1 protein-coding gene is annotated in these 772 nt (G+C 41.5%); it reads left to right on the top strand.

What is annotated here, in order from left to right:
* Positions 1-237 precede the first annotated feature (237 nt).
* The gene (gene bfr / locus GW12_RS06355; RefSeq protein WP_034585069.1) at positions 238-702 is read left to right on the top strand and encodes a bacterioferritin; all 465 of its coding nucleotides are present in this window, start codon (positions 238-240) and stop codon (positions 700-702) included.
* Positions 703-772 lie beyond the last annotated feature (70 nt).

The raw sequence follows: 772 nt of genomic DNA, 5'->3' as shown, positions 1-772 counted from the left end.
AAATTTGTCGTGTACAGAGAATTATAATGATAAACCAATGATCGTCGATCATTCTTCCTCCCCCGCCGCTGACTCTGGCGGGTTTTTATTGCTTGCCATTTCACCTGAACCTTTTTGAGTGCGATTTTCATTTGCAGTTCAATAAATTACTCGCCATGATCCACTTGATTGATTTAAGATAAGTTCATTCAAAGCCCATCGTGATCAATGGGTTCACAGGCTATATGGAGTGATACGATGAAAGGCAATCGTGATGTAATTAATCAGCTGAACCAGGTGTTGTATCACCACCTTACAGCGATTAACCAGTATTTTCTGCATTCACGCATGTTTAATGACTGGGGCATTGAGCAACTTGGTTCTGCGGAATATAAAGAATCGATCCGCCAGATGAAACATGCAGACAAAGTGATTGAACGTATCTTGTTTTTAGAAGGACTGCCAAACCTGCAACATCTCGGTAAACTGTATATTGGTCAGCACACCCAGGAAGTGCTGCAATGTGATGTACGCAAGGTCAAAGAAAACATTGAAGTGATCCAGCAAGCCGTTGCACTGGCTGAACAGCAAATGGATTATGTGACTCGCGATTTGGTTCAGGAAATTCTGGAGAAAGAAGAAGAATATCTGGACTGGACCACCACCCAGCTTGATCTGATTGGAACTGTCGGTATCGAAAACTATATTCAAAGTCAGCTTTAATTCATGTCTTGTCCTGAAATAGATTGACAGTATTCCACTTCAAACCGAGTTAAGCAATTAGCTCGGTTTT

It is taken from the genome of Acinetobacter sp. HR7, assembly GCF_000773685.1.
Lineage (GTDB): Bacteria > Pseudomonadota > Gammaproteobacteria > Pseudomonadales > Moraxellaceae > Acinetobacter > Acinetobacter thermotolerans.
Note: the sequence above shows the minus strand (reverse complement) of the source record. Positions and strands in the feature narration are given on the sequence as shown.